Annotated in this window: 23 protein-coding genes; 15 read left to right on the top strand and 8 right to left on the bottom strand. The window is 72.0% G+C overall.

Annotated features, from left to right (window positions below):
• Positions 1-37 precede the first annotated feature (37 nt).
• Both ABZU43_RS15935 and ABZU43_RS15940 read right to left on the bottom strand, forming a co-directional pair.
• On the bottom strand, positions 38-229 hold the full coding sequence (locus ABZU43_RS15935) for a hypothetical protein (protein WP_355007249.1): 192 nt from the start codon (positions 227-229) through the stop codon (positions 38-40).
• 88 nt (positions 230-317) lie between these two features.
• Positions 318-1301, bottom strand: a complete 984-nt coding sequence (locus ABZU43_RS15940; protein WP_355007250.1) for an aldo/keto reductase — start codon at positions 1299-1301, stop codon at positions 318-320.
• Positions 1302-1384: 83 nt separating this feature from the next.
• On the opposite strand from ABZU43_RS15940, the gene ABZU43_RS15945 reads away from it, so the two are divergent.
• Positions 1385-2179 carry a trans-aconitate 2-methyltransferase gene (locus ABZU43_RS15945; protein WP_355007251.1) on the top strand — a complete coding sequence of 265 codons (795 nt, stop codon included), beginning with the start codon at positions 1385-1387 and terminating at the stop codon, positions 2177-2179.
• A complete protein-coding gene (locus ABZU43_RS15950; protein WP_355007252.1) occupies positions 2176-3198 on the top strand; it encodes an adenosine deaminase in 1023 nt (340 codons plus the stop codon). Before ABZU43_RS15945 ends, ABZU43_RS15950 begins: the two co-directional genes overlap by 4 nt.
• 251 nt (positions 3199-3449) lie before the next feature.
• On the opposite strand, the gene ABZU43_RS15955 is transcribed toward ABZU43_RS15950, so the two are convergent.
• Both ABZU43_RS15955 and ABZU43_RS15960 read right to left on the bottom strand, forming a co-directional pair.
• Positions 3450-4853 (bottom strand): HAMP domain-containing sensor histidine kinase, encoded by a 1404-nt coding sequence (locus ABZU43_RS15955; RefSeq protein WP_355007253.1) that lies wholly within the window; start codon positions 4851-4853, stop codon positions 3450-3452.
• A gap of 29 nt (positions 4854-4882) precedes the next feature.
• Positions 4883-5572, bottom strand: coding sequence for a response regulator transcription factor (locus ABZU43_RS15960; RefSeq protein WP_091401712.1), 690 nt, complete (start codon positions 5570-5572; stop codon positions 4883-4885).
• A 73-nt stretch (positions 5573-5645) separates the two neighbouring features.
• On the opposite strand from ABZU43_RS15960, the gene ABZU43_RS15965 reads away from it, so the two are divergent.
• Entirely contained in the window at positions 5646-6566 is a 921-nt protein-coding gene (locus ABZU43_RS15965) for an ADP-ribosylglycohydrolase family protein (protein WP_355007254.1), read from the top strand.
• A 158-nt stretch (positions 6567-6724) separates the two neighbouring features.
• Here the strand turns inward: ABZU43_RS15965 and ABZU43_RS15970 are convergent, their stop codons facing one another.
• Positions 6725-7759 (bottom strand): DUF1775 domain-containing protein, encoded by a 1035-nt coding sequence (locus ABZU43_RS15970; RefSeq protein WP_355007255.1) that lies wholly within the window; start codon positions 7757-7759, stop codon positions 6725-6727.
• Between the two features lie 188 nt (positions 7760-7947).
• Here ABZU43_RS15970 and thrS point away from each other — a divergent pair, with 188 nt between their 5' ends.
• Positions 7948-9957 (top strand): threonine--tRNA ligase, encoded by a 2010-nt coding sequence (gene thrS / locus ABZU43_RS15975; RefSeq protein ID WP_355007256.1) that lies wholly within the window; start codon positions 7948-7950, stop codon positions 9955-9957.
• 420 nt (positions 9958-10377) lie between these two features.
• On the opposite strand, the gene ABZU43_RS15980 is transcribed toward thrS, so the two are convergent.
• A complete protein-coding gene (locus tag ABZU43_RS15980) occupies positions 10378-11118 on the bottom strand; it encodes a D-Ala-D-Ala carboxypeptidase family metallohydrolase (RefSeq protein ID WP_355007257.1) in 741 nt (246 codons plus the stop codon).
• Positions 11119-11282: 164 nt separating this feature from the next.
• On the opposite strand from ABZU43_RS15980, the gene ABZU43_RS15985 reads away from it, so the two are divergent.
• Positions 11283-11795: an HIT domain-containing protein gene (locus ABZU43_RS15985; protein WP_355007330.1), complete on the top strand. Its 513-nt coding sequence runs from the start codon at positions 11283-11285 to the stop codon at positions 11793-11795.
• 328 nt (positions 11796-12123) lie between these two features.
• Positions 12124-13182 carry an aldo/keto reductase gene (locus tag ABZU43_RS15990; protein ID WP_355007258.1) on the top strand — a complete coding sequence of 353 codons (1059 nt, stop codon included), beginning with the start codon at positions 12124-12126 and terminating at the stop codon, positions 13180-13182.
• Positions 13183-13524: 342 nt separating this feature from the next.
• On the opposite strand, the gene ABZU43_RS15995 is transcribed toward ABZU43_RS15990, so the two are convergent.
• Positions 13525-15681 (bottom strand): elongation factor G-like protein EF-G2, encoded by a 2157-nt coding sequence (locus ABZU43_RS15995; protein WP_355007259.1) that lies wholly within the window; start codon positions 15679-15681, stop codon positions 13525-13527.
• Between the two features lie 249 nt (positions 15682-15930).
• Here ABZU43_RS15995 and pgsA point away from each other — a divergent pair, with 249 nt between their 5' ends.
• The 6 genes from pgsA to pdxT all read left to right on the top strand — a co-directional run bounded on the left by pgsA (position 15931) and on the right by pdxT (position 20986).
• A complete protein-coding gene (pgsA, locus tag ABZU43_RS16000) occupies positions 15931-16560 on the top strand; it encodes a phosphatidylinositol phosphate synthase (protein WP_355007260.1) in 630 nt (209 codons plus the stop codon).
• A gap of 46 nt (positions 16561-16606) precedes the next feature.
• A complete protein-coding gene (locus ABZU43_RS16005; RefSeq protein WP_355007261.1) occupies positions 16607-17539 on the top strand; it encodes a phosphatidylinositol mannoside acyltransferase in 933 nt (310 codons plus the stop codon).
• Between the two features lie 16 nt (positions 17540-17555).
• A complete protein-coding gene (locus tag ABZU43_RS16010) occupies positions 17556-18716 on the top strand; it encodes a glycosyltransferase family 4 protein (RefSeq protein WP_355007262.1) in 1161 nt (386 codons plus the stop codon).
• 81 nt (positions 18717-18797) lie between these two features.
• Positions 18798-19301, top strand: coding sequence for a hypothetical protein (locus ABZU43_RS16015; RefSeq protein ID WP_355007263.1), 504 nt, complete (start codon positions 18798-18800; stop codon positions 19299-19301).
• A gap of 159 nt (positions 19302-19460) precedes the next feature.
• On the top strand, positions 19461-20378 hold the full coding sequence (pdxS, locus tag ABZU43_RS16020) for a pyridoxal 5'-phosphate synthase lyase subunit PdxS (protein ID WP_355007264.1): 918 nt from the start codon (positions 19461-19463) through the stop codon (positions 20376-20378).
• A gap of 2 nt (positions 20379-20380) precedes the next feature.
• Entirely contained in the window at positions 20381-20986 is a 606-nt protein-coding gene (gene pdxT / locus ABZU43_RS16025; RefSeq protein WP_355007265.1) for a pyridoxal 5'-phosphate synthase glutaminase subunit PdxT, read from the top strand.
• 15 nt (positions 20987-21001) lie between these two features.
• Here the strand turns inward: pdxT and ABZU43_RS16030 are convergent, their stop codons facing one another.
• Complete coding sequence (locus ABZU43_RS16030; RefSeq protein WP_355007331.1) at positions 21002-21853, bottom strand: helix-turn-helix transcriptional regulator; 852 nt, start codon at positions 21851-21853, stop codon at positions 21002-21004.
• 104 nt (positions 21854-21957) lie between these two features.
• Here ABZU43_RS16030 and ABZU43_RS16035 point away from each other — a divergent pair, with 104 nt between their 5' ends.
• The 3 genes from ABZU43_RS16035 to ABZU43_RS16045 all read left to right on the top strand — a co-directional run bounded on the left by ABZU43_RS16035 (position 21958) and on the right by ABZU43_RS16045 (position 24773).
• Positions 21958-22617, top strand: a complete 660-nt coding sequence (locus ABZU43_RS16035) for an NAD(P)H-dependent oxidoreductase (protein WP_355007266.1) — start codon at positions 21958-21960, stop codon at positions 22615-22617.
• Between the two features lie 250 nt (positions 22618-22867).
• The gene (locus ABZU43_RS16040; RefSeq protein WP_091401738.1) at positions 22868-23620 is read left to right on the top strand and encodes a YebC/PmpR family DNA-binding transcriptional regulator; all 753 of its coding nucleotides are present in this window, start codon (positions 22868-22870) and stop codon (positions 23618-23620) included.
• A gap of 811 nt (positions 23621-24431) precedes the next feature.
• Positions 24432-24773 (top strand): hypothetical protein, encoded by a 342-nt coding sequence (locus ABZU43_RS16045; protein ID WP_355007267.1) that lies wholly within the window; start codon positions 24432-24434, stop codon positions 24771-24773.
• Positions 24774-24809 lie beyond the last annotated feature (36 nt).

A 24809-nucleotide genomic window follows, 5' to 3' on the forward strand; every position in this document is an offset into this window, starting at 1 on the left:
GCTTTCGCCTGTTCAGGCTCGCCGCTGCGGCGAGCGGTCAGCGTCGACGCGAGCGCAGGCCGAGCCAGAGCACGATCAGCCCGACCACCGTCACGATCGGGCCGATCACGGCCCAGATCTTCTCGTCGGTCATCACGCTGCCACTGACGTAGCCGAGGCCCTGGACCGTCCACACCGCACCGATCACCACGGCCAGCAGGCCGAGGGTGAGCGGAAGCCAACCTCTCATCGCGTCCCCTCTCTGCCACCCGGGGCGGCGCGCCGCCGTCCAGCATCGCCGGCCGGGTGGCGTGACACGAGCACCCCGGGCGCGCGGGTCACCACCGGTCGTGCACCTGCGGGCGGATCAGCTCGTCGTAGGTGTCGCGGACGGCTGCCAACTGCTCGTCGGTGAGCGGGGACAGGTCCGCCGCGGCGGCGTTGCGTCGGGCCTGGTCGGCGTCGCGGGCACCGGGGATGACCACTGTGACGCCCGCCTGGTCCAGCACCCAGCGCAGGGCGAACTGCGCCATCGTGCGGTCCGCGTCGACGAGCGGGGCCAGCCGGCGTACGGCGGCCAGACCTCGATCGAAGTCGACCCCGGAGAACGTCTCGCCGACGTCGAAGGCGGCGCCCTGCCGGTTGAAGTTGCGGTGGTCGTCGGCGGGGAACTCGGTGTGCTCGTCGTAGCGGCCGGAGAGCAGGCCACTGGCGAGCGGCACGCGGGCGATGATGCCGACGCCGGCTGCCGCCGCGGCCGGCAGCACCTGCTCCAGGGGCTTGTGGCGGACCGCGTTGAGGATGATCTGGACGCTCGCCACCCCCGGTCGGGCGATCGCGGTGAGGGCCTGGTCGCAGGTCTCGACGCTGACTCCGTACCCGGCGACGGCCTTCTCGGCGACGAGGGTGTCCAGACCGTCGAAGACCTCGTCTGAGGCGAAGACCTCGGTGGGCGGGCAGTGCAACTGGACCAGGTCCAGGGTGTCCATGCCCAGGTTGGCCCGGGAGCGGTCGGTCCACTGCCGGAAGTTGGCCAGGGTGTACGCCTCCGGCCGCTGCTCGACGCGGCGGCCCATCTTGGTGGCGACGGTCAGCCCGGCGTCGGGTCGGGTGCGCAGGAAGCGGCCGATCAGCTGCTCGCTGCGGCCGTCGCCGTACACGTCGGCGGTGTCGAGGAAGGTGACCCCGGCGTCCACGGCGGCGGCGAGCACCGCCATCGCGTCGTCCTCGCTGACGGTGCCCCAGTCGGCGCCGAGTTGCCACGCGCCCAGGCCGACCGCGCCAACGGTCCGGCCGAGCCGGTTGAAGCTGCGCTGTTCCATGCCCCGAGCCTAGTGACCGGGTTGCGACCCTGCCACGCGAGCCGTACGGTCAGCAGTACGGACGTACGGTTTGGGAGGCGACCATGTGGAACCCGACGACCTACCTACGCTTCGGCGACGAGCGATCCCGGCCGTTTCACGACCTTCTCGCCCGGATCCCGGCCGAGCGCCCCCGGGCGGTGGTCGACCTCGGCTGCGGCCCCGGCCAGCTCACCGCCATCCTCGCCGAGCGCTGGCCGACCAGCCGGGTGCGCGGCCTCGACTCCTCAGCCGAGATGATCGAGCGGGCCGAGACCCTCGGCGCGCCTGTCGACTTCGCGGTCGCCGATCTGAGCGACTGGCGTCCGACCGGCGACGACGACGTGGTGGTCAGCAACGCAGCCCTGCAGTGGGTTCCCGGCCACCAGGAGCTGCTGCGCCGCTGGGCCACCGATCTGCCCGCCGGCGCCTGGCTCGCCATGCAGGTCCCCGGCAACTTCGCAGCCGACTCACACCGCGCCCTGCGCGAGGTGGCCGACCGGCCGACCTGGCGCGCCGAGGTCGCCCCGCTGCTGCGCGCGGACCCGGTCGACGACCCGGCCGACTACGCGGCGCTACTGACCGCCGTCGGCTGCGCGGTGGACGCCTGGGAGACTACCTACGTGCACCTGCTGCCGGCTCGACCCGCCGCCGAGCACCCGGTGCTGGCCTGGATGGAGGGCACCGCGCTGCGCCCGGTCCGGGCCGCACTGGACGCAGCCGGCTGGTCCGCCTTCCGGGCCGAGCTGGGGGTACGGCTCACCGCGGCGTACCCGGTGCGGCAGGGTCAGGTGTACTTCCCGTTCCGCCGCGTCTTCGTCGTCGCCCGCACCGGCGACCATGCCCAGGAGAATCCGTGACCGACCTGTCCACCTTCATCGCCGGCCTGCCCAAGGTGGAGCTGCACGTGCACCACGTCGGCTCCGCCCTGCCCCGGACCGTCGCCGAGTTGGCGGCGCGCCACGAGGGGCGCACTCCCGTGCCGGCCGACCCGGACGCGCTCGCCAGCTACTTCGAGTTCCGCGACTTCGCGCACTTCGTCGAGGTCTACCTGAGCGTCGTGGATCTCATCCGCGACCCGGAGGACGTCTGGATCCTCACCCACGAGGTGGCCCGCGAACTGGCCCGCCAACAGGTCCGGTATGCGGAGCTGACCATCACCCCGTACTCGCACGTCCGACGGGGCATTCCCGCGCCGGCGTTCTGCGAGGCCATCGAGGACGCCCGCAGGCGCGCCCTGACCGACTTCGGCATCGAGCTGCGCTGGTGCTTCGACATCCCCGGCGAGGCCGGGCTGCCGGCAGCCGAGGAGACGCTGCGCATCGCGCTGGACGAGCGTCCGGACGGGCTGGTCAGTTTCGGTCTGGGCGGCCCGGAGATCGGCGTGCCCCGACCGCAGTTCCGGCCCTACTTCGACCAGGCCCGCGCCGCCGGGCTGCGCTCGGTGCCGCACGCCGGGGAGACCACCGGGCCGCAGACCGTCTGGGACGCGCTGAACGAGTTGGGTGCCGAGCGGATCGGGCACGGCATCTCCGCCGCGCAGGACCCGCAGCTGCTCGCGTACCTGGCCGAGCGGCAGATCGGGATGGAGGTCTGCCCGACGTCCAACGTGCGGACCCGGGCGGTCGCCACCCTCGACGAGCACCCGCTGCGTCAGCTCGTCGACGCCGGGCTGCTGGTCACCATCAACTCCGACGACCCGCCGATGTTCGGCACCACCCTCAACGACGAGTACGCGGTGGCCGCCCGACTGCTCGGTGTCGGTGCCGAGGGACTGGCCGGGCTGGCCCGCAACGCGGTGACCGCGTCCTTCCTGGACGCCGCCGGCCAGCAGCGGACCCTCGCCGAGATCGACGCGTACCTCGCCACCGCCGGCTGAGCTGGACTGCCGCTCGGGTGCCGGCCGGGCCGGTTGGTTGAGCAGGGCGCGCGGCGGGAGCGTGGGTGTGGGGGGACCTGTGACTCCCGCCGCGCGCGCGGCTCCACCGGCCGTGGGTGCGTGGTGCGCTCGGCCGGTGGAACTGGTGGGTTCGTGCCCTGAATCCTGTCAGCCCACGGCCGATCCGACGCGGTCGTTAACCGCGATCTAAGGAAGACTTGCGCCGGCGCACAGCCCCGGGCCCGGCCGGGTCAGTCGTCGGTGGGGCGCTGGCGGGGCCAGCGACGTGCGGTGGCCTTCGTGTCCCGGGCGTCGCGGGCCATCCGACCGACCAGACCGAAGCGGCTGACCTGCCGGGGTGTTGCCTCCGGGTCGGCGAGCAGCATCACCACACTGGCCCCGCCCAGCCGGGCGCGGTCGATGCTCACCGAGCCGTTGGCCTGCAACGCGACCCGCTTGGCGATGTCCAGCCCGAGCCCGGTCGAGCCCTGGTCACTGGCACCGCGGCGCAGCGCGCGGTCCGGGTTGGCGATGCCGGGGCCGGCGTCGTCGATCCGGATCGCCACGTAACCGTCGCGCCGGGACACCGCCACCTCGAACGCGGTGCCCTGCGGGGTGTAGCGGAAGACGTTGCCGATGACCGCGTCGAGGGCGGCGGCCAGTTCGGCCCGCGGCACCGGCGCCGGGATGCGCAGCTGGGCGCCGTTGACCCGGTGCGGCCGGTTCTGGTCGCCGGCCAACGCCGCCCAGAACACCATCCGGTCCCGGACCACCTCGCTGACGTCGCACATCGCCGGCCCGGCCTCGAGCGCCACCGTCTTGCGGGTGGTCTTGATCAGCACGTCGATCTCACCTTCCAGGGTGACGATCGCCTGCCGGATCCGCCGGATCCCCCGCAGCCGGTCCAACTCAGCCGGGCTGAACGAACCCACGCTGGTGTCGTCGGACTCCAACGCCTCCGCGTCCAACCGCAGCACCGTCAACGGGGTACGCAGACGATGCGACAGGTCGGCCACCAACTCCCGCTCGTCGGTGCGGGCGGCGTCCAGGCGGTCCGCCATCCGGTTGAAGGCGTACCCGGCCTCGGCCAGCTCGCGCGGACCGGTCGGCTCGACGCGTACGCCGAGGTCGCCGTCGCCGATGGAGAGCGCGGCCTTGACCAGACCGCGGGTGGAGTCCACCGCGCGGGCAGCGACCCGGTCGACCACCAGCACCGCCGCGCCGGCCATCGCCGCGCCGACAGCGAACAGCAGCAACCAGGTGCCGCCGGCGCCCTCGCCCAGCGTCGACTCCGGAAGGAACACCTCGACCACGGCCGTCCGGTCACCGAGCACCACCGGGTCGAGCCGGGCCACACCCCCGTCGACGTCGACGACGAGCGACTGGCGCTCGGAGCGGGCCCGGTCCAGGTCGCTGCCGCTGGCCCGACCAGCGGATTCGTCCAACCCCAACCCGTGCACCACGGGCCGGGTGGGTGCGCCCTCGGCGCTGGCCACCATGGCGCGCTCGACGACCGCCGGGTCGGTGCTGACCGCCAGCGCGCCGGTCACCAGCGCGCTGCGCCGGGCCGCGTCGGCGATCGCCTCGTCCCGGCTCTGCTCCCGCAGGCTGAGCCCGAGCGGGATCAGGAACGCGAGCGCGACGAGACTGCACATGCCGGCCGTGAGCAGGGCCAGCGCCGTCCTCAGTCCGGTGCCACCAGCCGGAATCCGACCCCCCGCACGGTGCGCAGGTAGCGCGGCTTCGCCGCGGACTCGCCCATCTTTCTGCGGAGCCAGTACAGGTGAACGTCGATTGTCTGATCCTCGCCGACCGATGGCTGCCGCCATACCTCCTCCAAAAGTTCCCGGCGGGACACTACCCGCCCAGGTCGTGCGGCGAGATACGCCAACAGGTCGAATTCCTTGCGGGTCAGCGCCAGCGGCTCCCCGTCGAGCTGGGCGCTGCGCTCGCCCACGTCCACCCGCAGCCCGCCAACACTGTGCACGGCGGGCTGCACGGACCGACTGGCCCGGCCGGCCCGGCGCAGCACTGTGGTGATCCGCGCATCCAGGTGTGCGCCGGTGAACGGCTTGACCATGTAGTCGTCGGCGCCGGCCCGCAGCAGCTTGACCACCGACTGCTCGTCGTCGCGGGCGGTGGCGATGATGATCGGAACGTCGGTGATGCCGCGCAACATCCGCAGCGCGTCCGAGCCGTCCAGGTCGGGTAGGCCGAGGTCGAGCACCACCAGGTCGGGTGTCTCCGCGGCCACCCGACGCAGGGCGTCCAACGCCGTACCCACGGCGTGCACGGCATGCCCCCGGTCGGTGAGGGACCGCAGCATCGCGCCGCGTACGACGTGATCGTCTTCGACCAGGAGCACGGAGGCCACGACAAGACCGTACTTGGCCTGGCAAGTTGATCGCGTTGCGGCGTGCCTGGCGACCGGGCAAGCTGGTACGACGATGCCGTTCACCCTGTTCGCCGATGCCCGCCTGGCGCTCGCCCGGGACAGCCTCGCCGGTCTCTCCACCGGTGACGCGCTCGGCGCGCAGTACTTCCTACCGGTGTCGGCGCCGGTGGATCTCGCCGCCGACGCGCTGCCGCTGTCGCCCTGGGAATGGACCGACGACACCGAGATGGCCTGTTCGGTCTTCGCCCAGTTGGCCGACTCCGCCGGCATCGACCGGGACCGGCTGGCCCTCTCCTTCGCGCAGCGGTGCACCGAGCGACGGGGCTACGGTTCGGGCGCGATGCTCATCCTGGGGCTGATTCGAGCCGGCACCCCGTGGCCGCTGGCCGCCGCCTCCGCCTTCGACGGGCAGGGTTCCTGCGGCAACGGTGCGGCGATGCGGGTCGGCCCGCTGGGCGCGTACTTCGCCGACTCGACAGCGCGCGCCGCAGCGCAGGCGCGCGCGTCCGCCGAGGTGACGCACGCGCACCCGGAGGGGATCGCCGGGGCGGTCGCTGTCGCCGTCGCCGCCGCGCTGGCCGCCCGGGCCCGCCTCGACGGACACCGGCCGGCCCCGGAGCGGCTCCTCGCCGGGATCGCCGCCGCGCTCGACCCGGGCACCGAGGTGCATCGGGGCGTACACCGGGCGGCCGGGCTGCTCGGCCGGCCGTTGCCCCGGGTGGTGGCGGAGCTCGGCAACGGCTCCCGGGTGACCGCCCAGGACACCGTCGGGTTCACCCTCTGGGTGGCCGTCACTCACCTCGACGACTATCCGGCGGCCATCGAGACGTGCGTACGGGCCGGTGGTGACGTGGACACCACGGCGGCCATCGCCGGAGCGGTGGTGGCGGCGCACACCGGCGTCGGCACCCCCGGCGGGGTGCCCGCGCAGTGGCTGGCCGCCCGCGAACCGTTACCTACCTGGCTGCCCTGAGCACCCGGGGCTGCCCTGGCCGGCCGGGGGTTGCCCCTGTGCGGGCTGCCCTGCGCTGGCGCCGCCCTGGGCCTGGGCGGCCCGCGATCAACTCGGTTTCCTGCAAATTGGGCCGTCCGGGCGGCGGGGATGCCGCGGTTTCCTGGAGGCCGAGTGGATCACCGCGATGTCGCGGAGACAGCGGGCTGCGGGTCGGCGGGCTGCGGGTCGGTCGGCGGCCGCTCGGCGGACTGTGCGGTCTCGTCCGCGTGGCCAGTTGTCTCGGTGAGCGTCGTGGCGTTGCTCGCGCGGCCACCCGCCGTGGAGGGCTGTGCGGTCTTGTCCGCGCGGCCGGTTATCTCGGCCAGGGTCGCGGCCGTGTCGGGCGTCGCGGCCTCGTCCGGGTCGCCGGTCACCTCGGCGAGCGCGGTGACCTCTCCCGGGTCGCGTCGGCGCCACCGGCTGAGCAACCAGCCGATCGCCGCGCCGCCGCCCAGGCCGGCGAGCAGGCCGGCGGCCAGCAACCCGTCGGCACTGCCCTCGTCCGCACCGCCCGATCGGGCCGGCGGTGCCGCGTCCGCACCGTTGTCCAGGGCATCAGGCACACCGGCAGCATCGGGCACGCCGGCCGCCGGGCCGCCGTGGCCGCCGCCGTGCGCGCCCGGACCCGCCGCGCCGGGCGCCGCCGGCAGCAGGGTCAGCGCCGGGGCCCGGTGCGGACCGGTGGCGTCCGCCCACCGGACCACAGTGCCATCGGCGTACGTCTGGACGACCTCGAAGGTGAGCCGCTCGGCCTGCGGCATCGGCCCCATGGAGAGCGCCAACCGAGCCGGCCCCGGGTCGCTCGCACCGACCCGGACCCAGGTCACCGCGGTCGTCACAGTGCTCACCCCGGAGGAGTGGATGCCGGGCAGCGGCTTGTCCAGGGTGCGGGAGCTGAGCCGGGGCGCCCAGCCGTCCACCGACATGGGGTAGACCTCGGCGATCGGCGCGTCGGCCGGCAGCCGTACCTCGATCTGCTTGGTCTTCGTGCCGGCCCGCTCCTCCGGGACGCTGAACTCCAGCCGTACCGCCTCGCCCTGCCGGGCCTCGGTCGGGGTGGTCGTCACGTCTGCCGCGTACGCCGTGCCAGGCCAGAGCAGCAGCCCAGCGGCGGTCACCGCGGTCGCCGCCACGATCCGCCGCCGACGGCCACCGCCGTACGTGCTCGCCATGTCGTGCCCCCATCCGTGTCGGCGTGGCCGGTACCGGTTTCCGGCCACACCTTCTAGTTCGGCTGCGAGGCGCGAAAGGTTCAACGTCGGCGGTAAGCAGGTGCCCTTCCCGGTCGGGGGCGGGGCGACCGATAGCATCGGCAGGAGCCGAGGATCGGCACCGTTTCGTACCACTTGGAGGAGTCACCGTGTCCGCACCCCGTACCCCCGCAGTGGCCGACCCCGTCGTCGTCGCCGCCGGGACCACGGCGGCCGACGCGGTGGCCGCGGCCGGACTGCCCGCGAACGGTCCCAAGGCGATCGTCGTGGTCCGCGACCCGCAGGGCCAGCTGCGCGACCTGGACTGGGCGCCGGCCGAGGAGACCGTCGTCGAGCCGGTCACCCTGGATTCGCCCGACGGGCTCAACGTGCTGCGCCACTCCACCGCGCACGTCCTCGCCCAGGCCGTGCAGGACATCTTCCCCGAGGCCAAGCTCGGCATCGGCCCGCCCATCGAGAACGGCTTCTACTACGACTTCGACGTCGACAAGCCGTTCCAGCCCGACGACCTCAGCAAGCTCGAGAAGCGCATGCAGGAGATCATCAAGTCCGGGCAGCGGTTCCGTCGCCGCCGCTTCGGCAGCCTGGACGAGGCGCGCTCCGAGCTGGCCGACGAGCCGTTCAAGCTGGAGTTGATCGAGGTCAAGGGCGAGGGCCTGGACACCGACGAGGTGATGGAGGTGGGCGGCGGCGAGCTGACCATCTACGACAACCTCGACGCCAAGGAGGACAAGGTCTGCTGGTCGGACCTGTGCCGGGGCCCGCACCTGCCGACCACCCGACTGATCGGCGCGTTCAAGCTGATGCGCTCCGCCGCCGCGTACTGGCGGGGGTCGGAGAAGAACCCCCAACTGCAGCGGGTGTACGGCACCGCGTGGCCGACCCGCGACGAGCTCAAGGCGTACCTCAAGCTGTTGGAGGAGGCCGCCCGGCGCGACCACCGCAAGCTCGGCGCGGACCTCGACCTGTTCAGCTTCCCCGACGAGATCGGCTCCGGCCTGGCGGTCTTCCACCCCAAGGGCGGCATCATCCGTCGCGAGATGGAGCACTACTCGCGGCGGCGGCACGAGGAGGCGGGGTACGAGTTCGTCAACACCCCGCACATCACCAAGGCGCAGCTGTTCCAGACCTCCGGTCACCTGCCGTACTACGCGGACACCATGTTCCCGCCCATGCAGCTGGAGGGCGCGGACTACTACCTCAAGGCGATGAACTGCCCGATGCACAACCTGATCTTCAGGTCGCGCGGGCGGTCGTACCGGGAGCTGCCGCTGCGGATGTTCGAGTTCGGCACCGTCTACCGGTACGAGAAGTCCGGTGTCGTGCACGGCCTCACCCGGGTCCGCGGCCTGACCCAGGACGACTCGCACATCTACTGCACCCGTGAGCAGATGGCCGGCGAGCTGTCCACGCTGCTCAGCTTCGTGCTCGACCTGCTACGCGACTACGGCCTGGACGACTTCTACCTGGAGCTGTCGACCCGGGACGACTCGCCCAAGTTCATCGGGGCCGACGAGGACTGGGCCGAGGCCACCGAGGCGCTGCGGACCGCCGCCGCGACCTCCGGCCTGGACCTGGTTCCCGACCCGGGCGGCGCGGCGTTCTACGGGCCGAAGATCTCCGTGCAGGCCCGTGACGCCATCGGCCGGACCTGGCAGATGTCCACCATCCAGGTCGACTTCAACCAGCCGGAGCGGTTCGCGTTGGAGTACCAGGCCGCCGACGGTAGCCGGCAGCGGCCCGTGATGATCCACCGTGCGCTGTTCGGGTCGATCGAGCGGTTCTTCGGGGTGCTCACCGAGCACTACGCTGGCGCGTTCCCGGCCTGGCTCGCGCCGGTGCAGGTGGTGGGCATTCCGATCCGCGAGGACCACACCGACTACCTGCACGGCTTTGTCGCGGCGCTGCGTGCCGAGGGCATCCGGGCTCAGGTGGACGCGGGTGACGACCGGATGCAGAAGAAGATCCGGACGGCGCAGCAGCAGAAGATCCCGTTCATGGTGATCGCCGGTGACGACGACGTGGCCGCCGGCACGGTCTCCTTCCGCTACCGCGACGGCTCCCAGCGCAACGGGGTGCCGGTCGCTGAGGCGGTGACCCACGTGCTGGACGTTGTCAGCTCACGGACCAACATCGGCCCGTCCGCCGCGGCGGAGTAACGGGACCACCGCACGGCGCGGTCCGTCCGCACGGCGCGGTCCGTCCGCACGGCGCGGTCCGTCCGCGTGGTGCGGTCCGTTCGCGTGGTGCGGTCCGTTCGCGTGGTGCGGTCCGTTCGCGTGGTGCGGTCCGTTCGCGTGGTGCGGTCCGTTCGCGTGGTGCGGTCCGTCCGCGCGGTCTGCGTGGTGCGGCCCGCCCGCCCGCCGCATGATCGTGCTCGATCCAGGAAGTAGTGGCCTCCCCGGTATGGGAGGCCACTACTTCCATGTTCGGGCGCGATCTTCGCCGGGAGGTCGGCGCGGGAGGTCGGCGCGGGAGGTCGGCGCGGGTGGGACCGACGCCGGGAGGTCGGCGCGGGTGGGACCGACGCCGGGAGGTTGGCGCGGGTGGGACCGACGCCGGGAGGCCGGCGTGGGGTGTCAGATGCCGCAGTTCGGCGCTGACCAGCCTCCGACCGCCGCCACGTGGGTGTGGTCGTTGTGATCGGGGTAGCCGGGGCCGAGGATCTGCCCGAAGCCGTGGTTGCGGGCCTGCTGCGCCAATCGGCAGAACGACGGGGAGCCGACCAGGTCCACCCCGTCGCCGTACAGGTGTCGGCTGTTCGAGGCTCCGCCGACGGCGCTGTTGCAGGCGTAGCTGCGGAAGCTGCTGCTGATCGCGATGCCCACGTCGCCGAGGGCGTGTCGCATGGCCTGGAGCTTCCACATCGAGACGAGCGCGTTGAACCGGGCGGTGCTCGCCGAGACCGCACCGCCGGACCAGTCGCTGTTGCACTTGTTCAGCTCGGCGTAGCTGAAGTTGGCCGGGGTGCAGTCGTCGTCCTGAAGGGCGTAGAGCCGGTTGAACGTCTGGGGGCCGGCGATGCCGTCGGCGGGCAGCCCGTACGCCTGCTGGAAGCGGATCACCGCCGATCGGGTGGCCGGGCCGTACGCGCCGTCGAGGGTGAGCACCGCGCCGTAGCCGGGGTAGCCGGCGACCCGGATCTGGAGTTGCCGGACATCCTCGCCGGACGCCCCCTGGGACAGGGTGCGTCCCCAGGTGTAGCAGCCGTCCGCCTGGGCCGCGCCGGCAGTGAGGGTGACGCCGGCCACTGTGGTGGCGGCGGTCATCGCCAGTGCCGCGAGGAACCTGCCGAGCCGTCGGTACATGTAGCCCTCCATCAATGCATGGAAGTGCGTGGATGGATGGAAGTTTCATGCCTCTGCCTTGATCCGTCAAGAACTTGCAATGCCGGGTTTCCCGACGGCGGGTGTCGCGGCATGCCCGCGGGGCTCCGTAGGATCGGCTCGTGACAGGGGTGGAACGGCACACGGACAGTGACGGCATGGCGGACGGTCTGGAGCGGCTCTGGACGCCGCACCGCATGACCTACATCTCTGGCGAGGACCGCCCGGCCGAGGGCTACGAGAAGCCCACCGGCTGTCCCTTCTGTCGGGGGCCGAAGCTGCCTCCGGAGGAGAGCCTGGTGGTGGCCCGGGGTGAGCACGTGTTCGTGGTGCTCAACCTCTACCCGTACAACCCGGGGCACCTGCTGGTCTGCCCCTACCGTCACGTCGCCGACTACACGGACCTGGACGTGCCGGAGACCACCGAGCTGGCGTCGTGCACCCAGACCGCGATGCGGGTGATCCGCAAAGTCAGCAACGCCCACGGCTTCAACCTGGGCATGAACCAGGGCGGGGTGGCCGGCGCCGGCATCGCCGCTCACCTCCACCAGCACGTGGTGCCGCGCTGGGGCGGCGACGCGAACTTCATGCCGGTGATCGGCCGCACCAAGGTCCTGCCGCAGCTGCTCGGCGACACCCGGGACCTGTTCGCCCGCGCCTGGCCGTCCTGACCGCCGCCGGCCACGCCGCGCCGGCCGCGCGACCTCTGCGCCGGTCCGGCTAGTCGGCGCGCAGCAGCGGGGTCGGCGCCGACCAGCTCTCCACCCGGTGTCGAACGCCGGGCCGAACGCCCCGACGACGGCCGGGGTACGCAGGCGGTGCGCGTCGAAGAACGAGGTGTCCGCATCGTCGGCGGCCGGCTCGATGACCGTTCCGCCGATGTCGACCCCGAGCCGTCGTGCAGCGTTGATCATGCCGCACCGTGACCGTCCCGTGCGCCCGCGTGTCCGCCCGCCGGTCTGCTACGCCGCGGCCCGCCGAAGGTGGCACGATCGGCCGATGGCAGTCACGACACGGGTGTTGGGGCGCAGCGGCATCGAGGTCAGCGCCCTCGGCATGGGGTGCTGGGCGATCGGCGGGCCCTGGGCGGAGGGCACCCAGCCACTGGGCTGGGGCGCTGTCGACGACGACGAGTCGGTGCGGGCGGTACGCCGGGCACTCGATCTGGGCATCACCCTCTTCGACACCGCCGACACGTACGGGGCCGGGCACGGTGAGCGGGTGCTCGGCCGCGCGCTCGCCGGTCGCCGCGACGACGCCGTGATCGCCACCAAGTGGGGTTACACCTTCGACGAGGCCGGTCGGCAGGCCACCGGCGAGGACGCGTCGCCCGGATACCTGCGCAGTGCCGTGACCGCCTCACTGCGCCGGTTGGGCACCGACCGGATCGACCTCTATCAGCTGCACCTGGCCGATCTGTCGGTGCCGAGGGCGCAGGCGCTGATCGGGACCTGCGAGGACCTGGTGGCCGAGGGCCTGATCCGCGCGTACGGGTGGAGCACCGACCGCACCGACCGGGCTGCCGCGTTCGGGCACGCCGCCGCCGGTGCCACCGCGGTGCAACACGCCCTGTCGGTGCTGCGCGACGCTCCCGAGCTGCTCGCCGTCTGCGACAAGTACGACCTGGCCAGCGTCAACCGGGGCCCGCTCGGGATGGGGCTGCTCACCGGCAAGTACACGGCCGCGTCGACGCTGCCCCGCGACGACGTACGCGGACTGGCTCCGAGCTGGTTGGAGTGGTTCCGGGGTGGCCGGCCGGCACCGGAGTGGCTGCGGCGGGTCGGCGCGGTCCGTGCCGCGCTCACCGCCGACGGACGCACCCTCGCCCAGGGCGCGTTGGGCTGGATCTGGGCGCGCAGCGGCCGCACCATCCCGATCCCGGGCTGCCGTACGGTCGCCCAGGTCGAGGAGAACGCCGCCGCGCTGCACCGGGGCCCACTGCCGGCGGACCAGTTCGTCGAGGTGGAGCGTCAGCTTGCCGCCGTCCGCACCGCAGCCCTGCGCGACGCCGACCGCCCCCATTGGCCCCGCCCGACCCACCCCACAGTCCACCCGTAACCAGGTCCCCCAGAAGCCCACCCACGGCGCAGGGCGTACTGCCTAGCGCCGTGCCGCCTAGCGCCGTGCCGCCTAGCGCCGTGCGGCCCCGCCCCGCCGCGCCTCCGCTCAGTCCCGCCCCGCGCCGCCTGCCCGCGTCGATCAAGGAGTTGTGGTGCCTCACAAAACGGGCACCAAGTAACCTTTCGCCCACCACAACTGCATGATCGACCCGATGGCCGTTGCACCTTCCGCCGATCTTGCACTTACTGCGGGTACTTATGCCGCAGTAGCGACATATCGGCAACCGGAAGTGCAAGATCGCTGGGGCAGGGCAGGGCAGGGCAGGGCAGGGCGGCGGGGTTAGGGGAGTTGTTCCTTGCGGGTCTGGTCGGCCAGGTGGGCGGGCATGGGGTCGTGGCGGACGAAGTGGCGGCGGAAGGTGCCGGTGCCGGCCGTCATGGAGCGCAGCTCGACGGCGTACCGAAGCAGCTCGGTGGCTGGCACTTCGGCGCGGACGAGGGTGCGGCCCTCGGTGTCCGGGTCCGGTTCGGTGCCGAGCACCCGGCCGCGTCGGCCGGACAGGTCGCCCATCACACTGCCCACCGAGCCGTCCGGAACCCGGATGGTGACCTCGTCGATCGGCTCCAGCAGGGCCGGCTGGCCACGCTCGGCGGCGTCGCGCAGCGCCAGCGCGCCGGCGGTCTGGAAGGCCGCGTCGGAGGAGTCGACGCTGTGCGACTTGCCGTCGACCAGTGTCACCCGCAGGTCCACCACGGGGTGGCCGGCGACCAGCCCGCGCTCCAGTTGGGCGCGGACGCCCTTCTCCACGGATGGGATGTAGTTGTGCGGCACCGCCCCGCCGACCACCCGGTCGACGAACTCGAAGCCACTGCCGCGGGGCAGCGGCTCGACCTCGATGTCGCAGACCGCGTACTGGCCGTGGCCGCCGGACTGCTTGACGTGGCGACCGTGCCCCGTCGTGGGCACTGTCAGCGTCTCGCGCAGCGACACCTTGACCGGCTCGGTGTCCAGCTCGACGCCACCGGCGCGCAGCCGGTCGAGCACCACCTCCGCGTGTGCCTCGCCCATGCACCAGAGCACCAGTTGGTGGGTCTCCGGGTTGCGCTCCAGCCGCAGCGTGGGGTCGCCGGCGACCAGGCGGGCGAGGTTGCGGGCCAGGGCGTCCTCGTCGGCACGGCTGCGGGCGGCGATCGCCACTGGCAGCAGCGGCTCTGGCATCTCCCACGGGGCGATCAGTAGCGGGTTGTCCCTGGTCGAGATGGTGTCGCCGGTCTCGGCGCTGCCCGACTTGGTGATCGCGCAGATGTCACCGGCCACGCAGAGCGACACCTCCCGCAATGTGGCGCCCAGCGGGGTGTAGATGTGCCCGACCCGCTCGTCGGCGTCGTGGTCGGGGTGCCCGCGTTCGGCCATGCCGTGCCCGGAGACGTGCACGGTCTGGTCGGGGCGCAGGGTGCCGGAGAAGACCCGGACCAGCGAGACCCGACCGACGTGGCGGTCGATGGTGGTCTTGACGACCTCGGCGACCAGCGGCCCGGCCGGGTCGCAGCTCAGCGGCGGACGCGGCGAGCCATCCACGCCGGTCACCGCTGGCAGTTCGTGCTCCAGCGGCGACGGGAACGCGGCGGTCAGCACCTCCAGCAGCACGTCGAGCCCGACGCCGGTGTGGGCGCAGACCGGCACCACCGGGTAGAAGTGACCCCGGGCGACGGCCTTCTCCAGGTCGTCGATGAGCACCTCGTCGCCGATCTCCTCGCCGTCGAGGTAGCGGTCCATCAGGGTCTCGTCCTCGCTCTCGGCGATGATCCCCTCGATCAGCTCGTCACGGGACTCGTCGATGGCCCGCTGGTGCTCCGGGTCCGGGTCGCGGACGTCGGCGGGCAGCCCGGCACTGTAGTCGAAGACCCGACGGGTGATCAGGCCGAGCAGGCCTTCGGTGGACACCCCGTCGTCGCCGAGCATCGGCAGGTAGAGCGGCATCACGTTGTCACCGAAGAGGCGCTGGCAGAGCGCCACCGTCTCGTCGACGTCGGCGCGGGGTTGGTCCAGTCGGGCCACCGCGACAGCGCGGGGCATGTCGACGGCGGCGCACTCCTCCCACAGGGCGACGGTGGCCGCGTCCATGCCGCCCGCGGCGGAGACCACGAAGAGCGCGGCGTCGGCGGCCCGCAGCCCGGCGCGCAGCTCACCGACGAAGTCGGCGTACCCGGGGGTGTCCAGCAGGTTGACCTTGATGCCGTTGTGCAGCAGCGGCGCGCAGGACAGGCTGACCGAGCGCTGCTGGCGTACGGCGGCGGGGTCGTGGTCGCCGACGGTGGTGCCGTCGACCACGGTGCCGGCGCGGCCGATCGTGCCGGTCGCCGCGAGCAGGGCCTCGACCAGTGTGGTCTTGCCCGCCCCGGAGTGCCCGACGAGCACCACGTTGCGAACCCGCTCGGGCTCGGTAACCACCGGCGTGCCGCCGGTGGGACCTTTGTCGTGACTCTTCTGCGCCATGGGGCGCACCTCCCTCAGCCGGTGGTGGTGGCGACCGCCGCGCGACGGGTAGCGGCCCGGGGCGAGTGCGCGGCGTCATCCTCCGGTGGTCTGCTGCACAGCGGGAACGGGACGGGCGGACGGGTGAGCTGGCTCACCTCCCGGCTCGATCTCACACCCGTTGCCGGATAGGCACAAGCCTCCCCCGGGCGGGTCGGCGGTACCGTCCGTATCGCCGGAGCTGGGCGGACCGTTATCGTGGGGACCGCCATGGCGAAGATCTTCCAAGTGTCGGCCCGCGCGGGGATGACCCGCGTCGTAGAGCCGATTGCCCGCGCCCTGCTGCGCGCGGGCGTCACCCCCAATGCCGTCACCGTCGCGGGCACCGTTGGTGTGCTCGTCGGCGCGCTCGGCTTCGGTGCTCGCGGCCACCTGGTCGCGGGCGCGTTGATCGTCACCCTGTTCGCGCTCACCGACCTGCTCGACGGGACGATGGCCCGGATGAGCGGCGGCTCCACCAGGTTCGGCGCCTTCCTCGACTCAAGCATGGACCGGGTCGCCGACAGCGCCGTCTTCGGCGCTGTCGCGTACTGGCTGGCCACGCAGGGCAACTACTCCGGGGTCGCCGCCGCGCTGGTCTGCCTGGCCGCCGGCAGCCTCGTCTCCTACGTGAAGGCTCGCGCCGAAGGGCTCGGCATGACCTGCAACGTGGGCATCGCCGAGCGCACCGAGCGGCTGCTGATCGTCGGGGTCGGCGGGATCCTCACCGGTGTCGGTGTCGATCCGGCCCTGGAGATCGCGCTCTGGCTGCTCGCCGCCGTGTCGATCTTCACGGTGGGGCAGCGGATGACGCACGTCTACCGCCAGGCCCAGCAGCTCCAGCCGGACGGCCAGGCGTGAGTGGCGTGCCGACGACCGGGCGTCGGACGACCGGCGGCAGAGCCGCGTGAACCTCACCGAGCTGGGCTACATCGCCGGGTGGCGGGTGGTTCGCGCGCTACCCCGGCCGTTGGTGGCGGCGGCGTTCCAGGCGGGCGCGGACCGCGCCCACCGCGCCGGCGGCGGGGGTACGGCCCGACTGCGCGCGAACCTGCGCCGGGTGGTCGGCCCGGAGCTGCCCGACGCCGAGTTGGACGATCTCGTCAAGCGCGGTTTGCGCTCGTACGCCAGGTACTGGATGGAGGCGTTCCGGCTGCCCGGGTTGAGCCGGTCGCAGATCCTGTCCAATTTCCGGCTCGACGGCGCCGAGCTGCTCGCCGCTGACGTGGCCGCCGGCCGGGGCGCGGTGGTGGCCCTGCCGCACGCCGGCAACTGGGATGCCGCGGGCGCCTGGGTGGCGGCCACCGGTTGGCCGATCACCACTGTCATGGAACGGCTCAAGCCGGAGGGCGTGTACCGGCGTTTCATGGCCTTCCGCGCTGAGCTGGGCATGGAGATCCTGCCGACCCACGGTGGGCCGCGTCCGGCGTTCGACGTGCTGCTGGACCGGCTCCGGGCCGGCGCGGTGGTGCCGTTGCTGGCCGACCGTGATCTCTCCGCCCGGGGGGTGGAGGTGGACTTCTTCGGCGCGAAGACCCGGATGCCCGCCGGGCCGGCGCTGCTCGCGTTGCACACCGGCGCGCCGCTCTACGTGGCCTCGATGTGGTACGAACCGGACGCCGCCTGTGCGTCGCTGGCTGGCCCGCTGCCGGTGCCCGGCCCCGAGGCGGGGCCACTGGACCAGCGGGTCCGGTCGCTCACCCAGCTGATCGCCGACGGTCTGGCGGCGGGTATCGCCCGGCATCCGGAAGACTGGCACATGTTGCAGCGGATGTGGCTGGACCAGTCGAGGTCGGGGGAGGGCGCGGCGCTGCCCTCGTCGGCCTCCGGCCCGGCCTGAGGAGGTGGGCTGACGGATGCGGATCGGCATCGTGTGCCCGTACTCCTTCGATGTGCCCGGTGGGGTGCAGAACCACGTCATGGACCTGGCCGAGGCGCTGATCGCGCTGGGCCACGAGGTCAGCGTGCTCGCACCGGCCGACGAGGATTCGCCGCTGCCGGAGTACGTGGTGTCGGCCGGGCGGGCCGTTCCGCTGCCGTACAACGGTTCGGTGGCTCGGATCGCGTTCGGCCCGGTGTCGACCGCCCGGGTGCGGCGGTGGATCACCAACGGTGACTTCGACGTGCTGCACGTGCACGAGCCGCTCACGCTGAGTTTGTCGCTGCTGGCCGTGCTCTCCGCCCGTGGCCCGGTGGTGGCCACGTTCCACACCGCGATGACCCGTTCGCGGGTCCTCGCCGCCGCGCAGGGTGTGCTCCAGATCGTGTTGGAGCGGATCACGGCCCGCATCGCGGTGAGCGCGCTGGCCCGCAAGGTGCAGGTCGAGCACATGGACGGCGGGGCGGTGGAGATCCCCAACGGGGTGGCGGTGGCCAAGTTCGCCGACGCCGAGCCGTTGCCGGGTTGGCCGGGGGAGTGCGCGGCCGGCACCGGCGGCACGCTCGGCTTCCTGGGCCGGTTCACCGAGGCGCGCAAGGGCTTCCCGGTGCTGCGCGACGCGTTCGTGGCGCTGGCCGCCACCCGGCCCGGTCTGCGGTTGCTGGTCGCCGGCCCGGGTGACCCCGACGACCTGTACGACCAGTTCCCGGCCGAACTGCACGAGCAGATCACGTTCCTCGGCCTGGTCAGCGAAGCGGACAAGGCGCGCATGTTGCGCAGTGTGCACCTCTACGTCGCACCGAACACCGGCGGTGAGTCGTTCGGCATGATCCTCACCGAGGCGCTGGCGGCGGGTACGACGGTCATCGCCAGCGATCTGGACGCGTTCCGGCGGGTGCTCGACGGTGGGCGGGCCGGCCGGCTCTTCCCCACCGGAGACTCGGTGGGGCTGCGTGGCGTGCTGACCGAGCTGCTGGACGACCCGGGCGCGCGGGCCACGCTGACTGCCTGTGGCGATCAGGTGGTGGCGAATTTCGACTGGCCGGTGGTTGCTCGCCGCGTTCTGGAGGTATACGCAGCGGCGATCGAGGCAACCGACGGGCGGGTCATCGACCAGGAGTGGGTGGGGCTGAGCTGAGCCGGTGTGACGGATGGTGCGGTGGTGACCGGCGGGACCGGTCCGGACGCGCCCAATCGGACGAAACGGAGCAGCACTACGATGCCGCACATGTGGTGGGTGGTGGCCGCGAGCGTGGTCGTGGGGCTGGTCGCGGCGTACCTCATCTGGACCGCCGGCCGGGTGGAGCGGCTACAGGGCCGCGCGGAGCTGGCGGCCCGGGCTCTCGACGCCCACCTGCTGCGCCGCGCGGCGGCAGCCGCGGTCCTGGCTGAGCGGCGTTTCGGCGTCGAGCTGTACGCGGCGGCCCGCATCGCCCTGGACGCCGGTCCGGACGAGCGGGAGGCGGCGGAGAACGACCTGACCCGGCAGTTGCGCGGCGTCCAGTTGGACCCGGGCGACCCGGACTGCGCTGCGGTCGTCGCCGCTAGTCGTCGGCTCGCGTTGTCCCGGCAGGTGCACACCGACCTGGTCCGGGACGCCCGTTCGGCGCGCAGCCGGCCGCTGGTGCGCCTGTTGCGAATGGGGCGGGGCCGGGAGTGGCCGCGTTACTTCGACATCGACGACCCGACCCTCGTCGTGCCGGCGGACGTCCCCGCCGCCTGATCTTCGACGGTTGCCGCCCGCTCCCGGACGGGTACGGCGGGCCGGTGACCACTGCCACAGTGCAGGCCACCGGGGGTCTGATTGGCTGTCGGTGCGGCGTTGCACCGCGCGTAGCATTTCCGCCGCCACCCCCGGAGCATGTCCAAGGAGCGATGACCCGTGCCCGAAAACACCGCCTCGAACACCGGTAACGCCCCCGTCGTCGGCACCGCCCGCGTGAAGCGTGGCATGGCCGAGATGCTCAAGGGCGGCGTGATCATGGATGTCGTCAACGCCGAGCAGGCCAAGATCGCCGAGGACGCCGGCGCCGTCGCGGTGATGGCCCTGGAGCGGGTGCCCGCCGACATCCGCGCGCAGGGTGGGGTGTCCCGGATGAGCGACCCCGACATGATCGACGGGATCATCGAGGCGGTCTCCATCCCGGTGATGGCCAAGGCCCGCATCGGCCACTTCGTGGAGGCGCAGATCCTCCAGTCGCTCGGCGTGGACTACGTCGACGAGTCCGAGGTGCTGACCCCGGCCGACTACGCCAACCACATCGACAAGTGGGCGTTCACGGTGCCCTTCGTCTGTGGCGCTACCAACCTGGGCGAGGCGTTGCGCCGGATCACCGAGGGCGCGGCGATGATCCGCTCCAAGGGCGAGGCCGGCACCGGTGACGTCTCCAACGCCACCACCCACATGCGGAAGATCCGCCAGGAGATCGCCCGGCTGGCCTCGCTGCCGACCGACGAGCTGTACGTCGCGGCCAAGGAGCTGCAGGCCCCGTACGAGCTGGTCAAGGAGGTCGCCGAGAGCGGCAAGCTGCCGGTGGTGCTGTTCACCGCCGGTGGGATCGCCACCCCGGCCGACGCGGCGATGATGATGCAGCTCGGTGCGGAGGGCGTCTTCGTCGGCTCCGGCATCTTCAAGGCGGGCAACCCGGCTCAGCGGGCCGCCGCGATCGTCAAGGCGACCACCTTCCATGACGACCCCGACGTGCTGGCGAAGGTCTCCCGGGGCCTCGGCGAGGCCATGGTCGGCATCAACGTCGACGAGATCCCGCAGCCGCACCGTCTGGCCGAGCGGGGTTGGTAGGCGTGGGCGCGCCCACCATCGGTGTGCTCGCGCTCCAGGGTGATGTCCGCGAGCACGTGGCGGCGCTGGCCGCGGCGGGCGCGGACGCCCGCCCGGTCCGCCGTCCGGCGGAGCTGGACGCGGTCGACGGCCTGGTCATCCCGGGCGGCGAGTCCACCACAATGAGCAAGCTCGCCGACATCTTCGAGATGCGCGAGCCGATCGACAAGCGGATCGCCGACGGCATGCCGGTCTACGGCTCCTGCGCCGGGATGATCATGTTGGCGACCGAGGTGCTCGACGGTCGACCCGATCAGCGGGGCTTCGCCGGCATCGACATGACCGTCCGGCGCAACGCGTTCGGCCGGCAGGTCGACTCGTTCGAGGCGCCGGTGACCGTCGCCGGGGTGCCGGGCGAGCCGTTCCACGCGGTGTTCATCCGCGCGCCGTGGGTCGAGCGGGTCGGTGCCGGCGTCGAGGTCATCGGGGTGGTGTCCGACGGCCCGGCCGCCGACCGGATCGTCGCGGTGCGACAGGGCAACCTGCTGGCCACCTCGTTCCACCCGGAGCTCACCGGTGACCTGCGCGTGCACGCGTACTTCGTGGACCTGGTCCGCGCTGTCGGGTGACGGGGTGCCCGTCGCTCAGCCGGCGACCGCACGCAGGCGCCCCGGGCGGCGGCCCGCCAACTCGTCGAGCGCGGTCGCTGTGGCGGCGTCGGCGGGCAACTGCACCACCAGCCGCTGCGGGTCTGCCTCGGCCAGTTCCAGCGTCTCGACGTTGAGGCGGAGCAGCCCTGCCTCGGGATGGCGCACCGTCAGCAGGCCGGCCCGTGCGGCGGTCACCGGTCGCCGCCGCCAACGGTCGGTGAACGGCGCTCCCGCCGTCCGGGCCAGCCGCTCGGCGAAGGCGTCGCTGGCCGGGTCGCCTCGCCGCAGCAGGTGCAGCTCCGCAACCTGCTGGTCGGCCACCGCCGACCACTGCGGGTAGTGCCCGCGGGCCCGCTCGTCGGTCAGCACGAACCAGACCAGGTTCGGTCGCGACCCGTCCAGCAGGCCGAGCGGGCGGGCCAGCCGCTCGAACGGGTCGTTCCAGGCCAGCACGTCACCGAGCCGGTTGAGCACGTACGCCGGGGTGTCGCGCAGCGCGTCGAGCATGGCGCGGACCGTTGGCCGGACGGTACGGGAAACCGTAGGCCGGTCGCCCGAGCAGAGCTGTCGGGCGTGCTGGGCCGAGGCGAGCTGCCGCAGGTGTTCCCGGTCGGCGCTGTCCAGGCGCAGCGCGTCGGCGAGCGCGGCGAGGATCTCCGGCGACGGCCGGGTGTCGCGGCCCTGCTCCAGCCGGGTCAGGTATTCGACGCTGACCTGCGCCAACGTCGCCAGTTCGGCTCGGCGCAGCCCGGGGGTGCGGCGGCGCGGCCCCTCGGCGAGGCCGACCTCGGCCGGTTGCCGCGCCTCGCGACGACTGCGGAGGAACGCGCCCAGCTCACCGTCCATCACCGACCCAGTCTGGCAGCCGGCATCGGCTGGTGGGTGGCCCTGACGGGGCCATCCTCGCGGCGGTCTCCCCGGCCCGTGCCGTCGCGCACAGGATCGTGGTCATGACAAACGCACAGAGCATGGGCCCGCTGCGGATCGGCCTGATCGTGGGCAGCACCCGTCCCGGTCGACGTGGCACGGCGATCGCCCGTTGGGCCATGGAGGTGGCCGAGCGGCACGAGGCGGTACGTGTCGGGGACGCCGTCTGCACGCTCGTGGACCTGGCGGAGCAGGAACTGCCACTGCTCGACGAGCCGGTGCCGGCACTGTTCGGCGATTACCGACGCCCGCACACCCTGCGGTGGGCGGCCGTGGTGGACGCCTGCGACGCCTTCGTGTTCGTCACCCCGGACTACAACCGCTCGATCCCGGCCGCGCTCAAGAACGGCATCGACTACCTGTATGCGGAGTGGGCCGACAAGGTGGCCGGGGTGCTGAGCTACGGCGTACGGGGTGGCACTCGGGCGGCCGACCACCTGCGGGCGATCCTGACCGAGGTGCGGACCGTGGTGGTGCCGACGGAGGTGGCACTGTCGATCTTCACCGACTTCGACTTCACCGGGGCCGACAGTGGTGACCCGACCGCCGGCCGCTTCGTGCCGGCCGACGGCCGGGAGGCGGAGTTGTCGGCGATGCTCACCGAGATCGTGACCTGGTCGCGAGCAGGCCGTCCGGTCGACCAGGCACGGGTGGCGGCCGACCAGGCGGAGCTGGTGAGCTGAGACGGAGACCATCCTGATGAGGTGAATCCGCTTTCCCGGCGTCTGCCCGATTTGGGCAGGCGCGGGGAGGCCGCCACGCGCGGTGCGTGACAGCGACCCGAGGGACGTCGGTAGGATTGCGGAGATTCGGCAGGGCCATCTGCCCGCCACGGCTTCCACCAGAGCTTACCGGCACCTCCGCGTGCGCCGGTGGGAGCGGGGCGTGAGCGGTGCGGTCGATGCAGACGGCGGGTAGCAACGGAGGTAGCAGATGTCCGGCCACTCAAAGTGGGCGACGACCAAGCACAAGAAGGCCGTCATCGACGCCAAGCGCGGCAAGATGTTCGCCAAGCTGATCAAGAACGTCGAGGTGGCCGCGCGGATCGGCGGCGGCGACCCCACCGGCAACCCGACGCTCTTCGACGCGATCCAGAAGGCGAAGAAGAGCTCGGTGCCGAACGACAACATCGACCGCGCCGTCAAGCGCGGCTCCGGCCTGGAAGCGGGCGGCGCCGACTGGCAGACGATCATGTATGAGGGGTACGGCCCGAGCGGCGTCGCCATGCTCATCGAGTGCCTCACCGACAACCGCAACCGGGCGGCGACCGAGGTACGGACCGCGCTGACCCGCAACGGCGGCTCGCTCGCCGACGCCGGCTCGGTGTCCTACATGTTCTCCCGCAAGGGCGTGGTGATCGTCCCCAAGGAGGGCACCAGCGAGGACGACGTGATGCTCGCCGTCCTGGACGCCGGCGCCGAAGAGGTCAACGACATCGGCGAGGCGTACGAGGTGGTCTCCGAGCCGACCGACCTGATCCCGGTGCGCACGGCGTTGCAGGACGCCGGCATCGAATACGAGTCGGCCGAGTCCTCCCTGATCCCCAGCGTCAACGTGCCGCTGGACGAAGAGGGCGCGCGCAAGATCTTCAAGCTGATCGACGTCCTGGAGGACTGCGACGACGTCCAGAACGTCTACGCCAATTTCGACGTCAGCGACGACGTGATGGCAGCGGTCGACGCCTGAGGGGCGGCACCGACCTTCCCGAGCAAGGACGGTAGCGGACCCCAGAATGCCGTAACGGAGGGGGCCTTCACCAGGCCCCCTCCGGCGTGCGTAGTCGAGTAGCTGTGTGGCGAACGCGAGCATTCGGGTTGCCCGCTGCGTAGGCGGGGGCATCTCCGCCGGGAGTGGCTCCGGGGCCGGAACGGGGCGCGGCCCCTCGGTAGCCCACAACAGGGCGGACGAGCCAGATCGAAACATGACCTCGACGCCGGGGGGTGACTGCCCACCCGGGCTGCTGTCCCAGCCGTAGCGCGTTACCGCCGTGATGTCGGGGTGCTCGCTGGCACTGATGAGTGCCGCAATCGCATTTAAGGCTTCGGTCACCTGCATGTATCGACTCCAGCTTCCGCACGTCAGGGCAGCTCAGCTGGCGCTGCTCAGGCCTGGTGTGGGCGGGGGTGGCGCCCTCGTCCACCTACTGCCGGCTTTCGCTTCGCGGTGCCCGTTGGCCTTGCTGGTGGACGCGGGACGTACTCCACAAAATTAGGTCGGATGAACAGCGAACGCCTAGTGACGGCCTCACCCCTGCTGTCTAGCTGGTACACGTCGATCCATGCCCAACCGTCGTAGGTAGGCCAATCGAGTAGCCGAATGACTCGCACGGTTATCGGGATGAGGAACTGAACGCTGACGCTGAGATCGATGCGCAGCACGTCTCCTGACTTCATGATGGCTTGTCCTTGCGGTCACGCCATGCCCGTAGGCGTATGGCAGCCTGCCGCAGACGGGGGCAGGAGCCATCCGGACGGCACTTGGAGCACGCTTCACGGTGATGGAAGTCGACTACGAAGCCAGCCATGATCACCAGAAACGGCGGCTCTGGTCTGATCTCCTCATGCATCGTGCCGACCGTCTTTCTGGTTGCGTCGCTAAGCGCCTGACGCTTCTTGGTCGCCTCCTCCGGCTTCTCAGACGGCTCAGGAGGGTTGCAGGCAACTGGCTGGTGCGCGCAGCGCTCAACAACGTCGAGCGGCTCATCTGGACGTTGGAACCACTTCCATCGGCGCATGACGCTGTCTCCCGAGATCATCGTGATTTGGCCAACTACCAGGCACGATTCAGCAGCGTCGAAGTCATATGCAACACTCCCCGTGAGACTTTCACGGAGAGATGAGCCTTGCGGTTAGTGATGCATGAGCAGTCTCACCAC

Origin of the sequence: Micromonospora sp. NPDC005205, from assembly GCF_040608275.1 — a bacterium.
In the GTDB taxonomy this organism is placed as follows: Bacteria; Actinomycetota; Actinomycetes; order Mycobacteriales; family Micromonosporaceae; genus Micromonospora.